Source organism: Rhodanobacter aciditrophus, from assembly GCF_050026795.1.
GTDB lineage: Bacteria > Pseudomonadota > Gammaproteobacteria > Xanthomonadales > Rhodanobacteraceae > Rhodanobacter_A.
On record NZ_JALBWP010000005.1, the window covers coordinates 22,880 to 29,677 of the forward strand.

Annotated in this window: 5 protein-coding genes and 1 rRNA gene; 2 read left to right on the plus strand and 4 right to left on the minus strand. The window is 67.7% G+C overall.

Annotated elements, in window-relative coordinates; translation table 11 throughout:
- Positions 1-77 precede the first annotated feature (77 nt).
- The gene (glyS, locus tag ACQGNW_RS00130; protein ID WP_426661033.1) at positions 78-2,231 is read right to left on the minus strand and encodes a glycine--tRNA ligase subunit beta; all 2,154 of its coding nucleotides are present in this window, start codon (positions 2,229-2,231) and stop codon (positions 78-80) included.
- Positions 2,228-3,139 (minus strand): glycine--tRNA ligase subunit alpha, encoded by a 912-nt coding sequence (gene glyQ, locus ACQGNW_RS00135; RefSeq protein ID WP_426661034.1) that lies wholly within the window; start codon positions 3,137-3,139, stop codon positions 2,228-2,230. Before glyQ ends, glyS begins: the two co-directional genes overlap by 4 nt.
- A gap of 97 nt (positions 3,140-3,236) precedes the next feature.
- On the opposite strand from glyQ, the gene tfpB reads away from it, so the two are divergent.
- Together tfpB and ACQGNW_RS00145 are read left to right on the plus strand one after the other, a co-directional pair.
- Positions 3,237-5,078, plus strand: a complete 1,842-nt coding sequence (gene tfpB / locus ACQGNW_RS00140) for a type IV pilus assembly ATPase TfpB (RefSeq protein WP_426661035.1) — start codon at positions 3,237-3,239, stop codon at positions 5,076-5,078.
- Complete coding sequence (locus ACQGNW_RS00145; RefSeq protein ID WP_426661036.1) at positions 5,075-5,809, plus strand: glutamine amidotransferase; 735 nt, start codon at positions 5,075-5,077, stop codon at positions 5,807-5,809. Before tfpB ends, ACQGNW_RS00145 begins: the two co-directional genes overlap by 4 nt.
- Before the next feature lie 8 nt (positions 5,810-5,817).
- Here ACQGNW_RS00145 and ACQGNW_RS00150 read toward each other — a convergent pair whose 3' ends face one another.
- Both ACQGNW_RS00150 and rrf read right to left on the minus strand, forming a co-directional pair.
- Positions 5,818-6,501 carry a rhomboid family intramembrane serine protease gene (locus ACQGNW_RS00150; protein ID WP_426661037.1) on the minus strand — a complete coding sequence of 228 codons (684 nt, stop codon included), beginning with the start codon at positions 6,499-6,501 and terminating at the stop codon, positions 5,818-5,820.
- Between the two features lie 215 nt (positions 6,502-6,716).
- Positions 6,717-6,798 (minus strand): 5S ribosomal RNA (gene rrf, locus ACQGNW_RS00155); the annotation flags it as partial.

Genomic DNA, 6,798 nt, shown 5'->3' on the forward strand with positions numbered 1-6,798 from the left:
GCGCCGCGCCTTGGTTTGGGGAATGCGGCCATGCATGGCCACGCGTTTGTTCCCGCGGGCTGAGATGAGCGCAGAAATCAATCGCGCAGCAACGCGATGTCGGCCACCGCGCCGAAGCCGGCCTTGAGCCGGCCCAGCAAGGCAAGGCGATTGCGCCGCACCGCCGGGTTCTCGGCATTCACCAGCACCTGTTCGAAAAACGCGTCCACCGGCGCCTGCAACTGTGCGAGTCGCTTCAGTACGCTGGTGTAGTCGCCGCGCCCCAGCGCTTCGCTGGTTTCCCGGTCTGCCGCTTCGAGCGCTTCGGCCAAGGCGCGTTCGGCATCGTTCTCGAAATGGGCCGGGTCCACCTCGCGCGCGGGCACCGCTTCGCCGGTTTCCTCGGCCTGCTTGCGCAGGATGTTCGCCACGCGCTTGTTCGCCGCCGCCAGGCTGGCCGCCTCGGGCAAGCCGCCGAACTCGACCACGGCACGCAGGCGGCGATCGAAGTCGGGCAAGGTGTCCGGCCGCACCGCGAGCACGGCCTCGTAGGCTTCGGCCGGGCAGTCCTGCTCCGCGTAATAGCCGCGCAGGCGGTCCAGCACGAAATCGATCAATTCGCCGACCAGGGCCATCCGCCGCTGGCCGACGTCGATCGCCGGCGGCTTGCCGTCCTTGCCAGGTTTCACGCCGGCCAGGAATGCCGCCTCGGGCAGCAGCTCCAGCGCCTCGATGAACACGGCACGCAGGTCCAGCTCCAGCTTGCCCTCGATCAGGGTGCGCGCCAGGCCCAGCGCAGCGCGGCGCAGCGCGAACGGGTCCTTGTTGCCGCCGGGCTTCAAGCCCACCGCGAAGATGCCGGCCAGCGTATCGAGGCGCTCGGCCACGGCCAGCACCTGGCCCAACCTGTCCGCGGCGATGCCGTCGCGCGCGAAGCGCGGCTGATAATAGCTGTCCAGCGCCACGGCCACCTCGGGCTGCTCGCCGTCATGGCTTGCGTAATAGCGGCCCATCACGCCCTGCAGCTCGGGGAACTCGCCCACCATGCGAGTGAGCAGGTCGCATTTGCTCAGGGACGCCGCGTGCGTGGCGGCGCCGGCATCGACGCCGACCCGGTTGGCGACGACGCGCGCCAATTCGGCCACGCGCACGCTCTTGTCCCACAGGCTGCCCAGCGCCTGCTGGTAGGTGACGCTCTTGAGCTGCTCCTGATGGCTCGCCAGCGGCGTCTTGAGGTCTTCGTCCCAGAAGAACTTCGCGTCGGCGAAACGCGGCCGGATCACCCGCTCGTAGCCCTTGCGGATCTCGCCAGGCTGTTTCGACTCGATGTTGGCGACGCCGATGAAATGCTCGGTGAGCCGGCCGGACGCGTCGAACACCGGCACGAACTTCTGGTTGGTCTCCATGGTGGTGACCAGCGCCTCCTGCGGCACGGCGAGGAAATCGCGCTCGAAGCCGCAAGCGATCGCCACCGGCCACTCGGTGAGGTTCGCGATCTCTTCCAGCAGCGCATCGCCGAGTCGCGGCAAGCCGCCGGTTTCCCTGGCGACGCGCGCGACTTCATCGCGCACCCGCTGGCGACGCTCGGCGGGGTCGGCCAGCACCTTTGCGCCACGCATGGCATCGAGCCAGCCGTCGGCGTCGGCCACGTGCACCGGCTGCGGATGCATGAAGCGGTGACCGCGCGACTTGCGGCCGCTCCTGAGGCCCAGCACCTCGCCGTCGACGATGTCGGCACCGTGCAGCATCACCAGCCAGTGCGCGGGACGCACGAAGGCGTAGTCGTGGTCGGCCCAGCGCATGGGGCGCGGGATCGGCAGGTTCTTGAGCGCCTCGTCCACGATCTCCGGCAGCAACGCCGCCAGCGTCTGGCCGGGCTTCACCGCGCGGAACACGAACCACGCGCCCTTGTCGGTTTCGAGCTTGTCCAGTTGCGCGACATCCACGCCGCAGGACAGCGCGAAACCCGTGAGCGCCTTCGACGGCTGCCCCTGGGCATCCAGCGCGGCGCTGACCGCCGGGCCGCGGCGCTCGACCGACTGCTCCGGCTGCATCGCGGCGACGCGCGGCACATGGACGGCCAGGCGTCGCGGCGAGCACCAGGCCTTTGCCTCGTCCAGCGCGGCCTCGATGCCGCGCTTGGCCAGCCCGTCGCAGATACCGCGCAGGAAGGCGGCGGACAATTCGTCGAGTGCCCTGGGCGGCAGCTCCTCGGTACCCAGTTCGACCAGCAGCGACTTGGCGGCGCTCATGCGGCCTGCTCCTTGATGTTCTTCCTCAGGCCCGGGAAGCCAAGCTTCTCGCGCTGCGCCACGTAGGTTTCGGCCACGGCACGCGCCAGCGTGCGCACGCGCAGGATGTAACGCTGACGTTCGGTGACGCTGATCGCGCGGCGGGCGTCGAGCAGGTTGAAGGTGTGGCTGGCCTTCATCACCTGTTCGTAGGCGGGCAACGGCAGATTGGCCGCGACCAGCTGGTTCGCGGTCGCTTCGCACACGTCGAACCAGTGCAGCAGTTCCGGCACGTTGGCGTGCTCGAAGTTGTAGGTGCTCTGCTCGACCTCGTTCTGGTGGAATACGTCGCCGTAGGTGACCGTGCCATGCGGGCCTTCGGTCCATACCAGGTCGTAGACGTTGTCCACGTTCTGGAGGTACATCGCCAGGCGCTCGAGGCCGTAGGTGATCTCGCCGGTCACCGGCTTGCACTCCAGGCCACCCGCCTGCTGGAAGTAGGTGAACTGGGTGACTTCCATGCCGTTGAGCCAGACCTCCCAGCCCAGTCCCCAGGCACCCAGCGTGGGCGATTCCCAGTTGTCCTCGACGAAGCGCAGGTCGTGAACCAGCGGGTCGAGGCCCAGTTCCCTGAGCGAGCCGATGTACAGCTCGAGGATGTTGTCGGGGTTGGGCTTCATCACCACCTGATACTGGTAGTAATGCTGCAGGCGGTTGGGGTTCTCGCCGTAGCGGCCGTCGGTCGGGCGGCGGGACGGCTGCACGTAGGCGGCGGACCAGGGCTCCGGCCCCAGCGAACGCAGGAAGGTGGCCGGATGGAAGGTGCCGGCGCCGACCTCGGTGTCGAGCGGCTGCAACAGCACGCAACCCTGCCCCCCCCAATAGCGGTTGAGGGTCTGGATCACATCCTGGAACGTACGTGCGGACATGGCTTTCCGTGACCGTGAACAAAGCGCGTTAGTATAGCTGCAGCACGCTTGCGCACCGGTTTTCCGCCGTTGCACCGCGCCGCGGGGAGTTGTCCGGATGGCCGCATCGCCACAAATCGCAAGCCTACTCGGCCGCCGCGGCCGGCTGGAGCTGGACGAGCTGCTCGCGGCACTGGTGGTCGACGGCTACCTGACCGCCGAAGACGCCAGACAGGTACGCATGGGCTCGCGTTCCGGGCGCAGTGCGGTGGAACTGCACCCGCTGGTGCTGATCGCGAACGCCAAGCTGCCGAGCCAGCGCGAGCCTGGCCGTCCACTGAGCCTGGAAGGCCTGGTCGAATGGCTGGCCGGCCACGCCGGCCTGCCATACCTCAAGATCGACCCGATGAAGGTCAACGTGGCCACGGTCACCCAGGTGGTGAGCCACGCCTACGCGCAGCGGCACCGCATCCTGCCGGTGGCGGCGACGCCCGGCGAGGTGACCTTCGCCACCGCCGAGCCGTTCGACGCCGCCTGGGCCACCGACCTCTCGCACATGCTGCGGCGTGACGTGCACCGCGTGGTGTCGAGCCCGCTGGACATCAACCGCTACCTGCAGGAGTTCTACGGCGTCCAGCGCTCGATCCAGCTGGCGCAGGACGCCAAGGCCAACGGCGGCTACGACACCTCGGCGATCCTCAACTTCGAGCAGCTGGTGGAGCTCGGCAAGAGCGGCGAGGTGGGCGCCGACGACCGTCACGTGGTGCACATCGTCGACTGGCTCCTGCAATATGCCTTCGAGCAGCGCGCCTCCGACATCCACCTCGAGCCGCGCCGCGAGGCCGGGCAGATGCGTTTCCGTATCGACGGCGTGATGCACAAGGTATTCGAGCTGCCGCCACCGGTGATGAGCGCGGTGACTGCGCGCATCAAGATCCTCGCGCGCATGGACGTGGCCGAGAAGCGCCGTCCCCAGGACGGCCGCATCAAGACCCGCTCCAGCACCGGCCGCGAGGTGGAGTTGCGTGTCTCCAGCATGCCCACGGCCTTCGGCGAGAAGATGGTCATGCGCATCTTCGATCCCGACCTGGTGGTGAAGGACTTCGCCCAGCTCGGCTTCTCCGAACGTGAGACGGCGCAATGGCGGCACATGGTGGAGCGTCCGCACGGCATCGTGCTGGTCACCGGCCCCACGGGCTCGGGCAAGACCACCACGCTGTATTCCACGCTCAAGCACCTCGCCACGCCGGCGATGAACGTGTGCACGGTGGAAGACCCGATCGAAATGGTCAGCCCCGAGTTCAACCAGATGCAGGTGCAGCCCTCAATCGACCTCGACTTCGCCGCCGGCGTGCGCACGCTGCTGCGGCAAGACCCCGATATCATCATGGTCGGCGAGATCCGCGACCTGGAGACCGCGCAGATGGCGGTGCAGGCCTCACTCACTGGCCATCTGGTGCTCTCCACCCTTCATACCAACGACGCGCCCAGCGCGGTGACCCGCCTGCTCGATCTCGGCGTGCCGCACTACCTGATCCAGTCCACGCTTGCCGGCGTGGTGGCGCAGCGACTGGTGCGCACCCTGTGCCCCTATTGCAAGTGCGAAGCCGCGCAGGATCCGCACGAGTGGGCCGCGCTCACCCACGGCTGGCCGCTGCCTGTGCCCGAAAAGGTGTGTGCGCCGGTCGGCTGCCTGGAATGCCGCAACACCGGCTTCATGGGCCGCACCGGCATCTACGAGATGATGCCGATCTCGCCGCGGTTGCGTGGGCTGATCGCGGCGCAGCTGGAGCTTGGCGGTTTCGGCGAAACCGCACTGTCCGAGGGCATGCGGCCGCTGCGCATCTCCGCCGCCGAGCAGGTGGGGCGCGGCCTTACCACCGTGCAGGAAGTGCTGGCCGTGCTGCCGCCCATCGAGCACCCCGACGAACACGCACAGACTCCGTCCCATCACGCATGAAGCCCGTCCTGATCATCCGCACCGGCCGCGCCCCGGATGCCATCCGTGCCCGCCACGGTGATTTCCCGCACTGGTTCCGGCTTGGCGCGCAACTGCCGCCACGGCGGCTGCAGGTGGTTGATGTCGCAGCAGGCGAGGCGCTTCCGTCACCCGGCGCGGTAGCCGGTGCCATCATCACCGGCTCGGCAGCGATGGTCACCGAGCGCGCCGCATGGAGTGAGCATGCCGCCGGCTGGATCCGCGCCGCGATGGACGCGGAACTGCCGTTGTTCGGTGTCTGCTTCGGCCACCAGCTGATGGCGCATGCGCTGGGCGGCCGCATCGATTATCTGCCGGGCGGTCGCGAGATCGGCACACAAGCCATTGCGCGGCTGGATGCGGGTGGCGGCGATCCTCTCGTCAATCGACTCCCGGGGAGTTTTCGCGCTCATACCACGCACGAGCAGAGCGTGCTGGAGGCGCCGCCCGGCGCCATAGTGCTGGCCCGTTCGGCGCGCGACCCGCATCAGTTGCTGCGCTATGGTCCGCATGCACTCAGCACCCAGTTCCATCCGGAGTTCAGCGCCGACGTGATGCGCGCCTATATCCGCCGCAAGCACGCCGACATGCAGCGCGAAGGCTTCGACCCGCAACGCAGCCTGCGAGAGGTGGCGGCCACGCCCGTGGCGCGCCGATTGCTGCAGCGCTTCGCACGCCATCACGGCCTGTCGCACGGCGGCCGCCACTGGTGAGCTGCGCGTCAGTGCCGCAGGCGCCGCGCGATCGCATCGCGTGAGAACAGGGCGAACACCACGCCAAAAACGAACCCACCGATGTGTGCCCACCATACGTAGGCACCGTAGCTTGGGCCGGCATAGCTGAAGAGCAGTTGCAGCAGCACCCAGATACCGATCAGCAGGAAGGCCGGCACCCGTACGAACTCAAGATACAGGCCCAGCGGCAGCACCAGTCCGAGCCGCGCGCGCGGGAAGAGTGCGACGTAGGTACCGACCACCGCGGACACCGCACCGCTGCAGCCGATGATCGGCAGGCGCACGCCGACCAGCGACAGCGCGCCGATCAGGTTCGCCACGACGCCGCCAAGCACGAACAGCAGCACGAAGCGCAGCGAGCCCAGCGTGCGTTCGCCCGGCAGCCCGAAGATCACCAGAAACAGCAGGTTGCTCAGCAGGTGCAGCCAGGTGACGTGGATGAACAGCGCGGTGAACAGGCGCAACAGCGAGGGATCGGTCAGCTGCGGCCACAGCGGCTCATGCGCATCGAAGATATTCGCCGGTACCGTGCCCCATTCCTGCAACACGGCGAGCCGTTGCGACAGCGGCAGCAAGGCCAGCCACACGAAACACAGTACGCACACACTGACGATGAGCAACGTGGCCCACTGCCATTGCCGGCGTCGGCGTGTCTCGACATGTACGAACAAGGTCGCGCTCCGCTGCCGCCGTCATCGGTTGCTTGAGCATGATAGGCGATTGCATGGTTGTTCCAGGGATGCTTCTGGCGTGATGTCCCGGATATTGAAAAGACGTCACGTTTTCGCGCGGTGGGCGTGTTGGCGGTGGCGGTCGCGAGTGAGCATGGGCGGCGCACAAAGAAACGCCCCCACCGGGATCGGTGGGGGCGTTCGAGGGATAAAGCCCCTGGCGGTGACCTACTCTTGCATGCGAGATGCACACTACCATCGGCGCGGCTGCGTTTCACTTCCGAGTTCGGGATGGGA

What these genes read in the sequence shown, in the direction of transcription:
- glyS (WP_426661033.1), bottom strand. Translation starts at nt 2,231, where the DNA reads ATGAGCGCCGCCAAGTCGCTGCTGGTCGAACTGGGTACCGAGGAGCTG.
- glyQ (WP_426661034.1), bottom strand. Translation starts at nt 3,139, where the DNA reads ATGTCCGCACGTACGTTCCAGGATGTGATCCAGACCCTCAACCGCTAT.
- tfpB (WP_426661035.1), top strand. Translation starts at nt 3,237, where the DNA reads ATGGCCGCATCGCCACAAATCGCAAGCCTACTCGGCCGCCGCGGCCGG.
- ACQGNW_RS00145 (WP_426661036.1), top strand. Translation starts at nt 5,075, where the DNA reads ATGAAGCCCGTCCTGATCATCCGCACCGGCCGCGCCCCGGATGCCATC.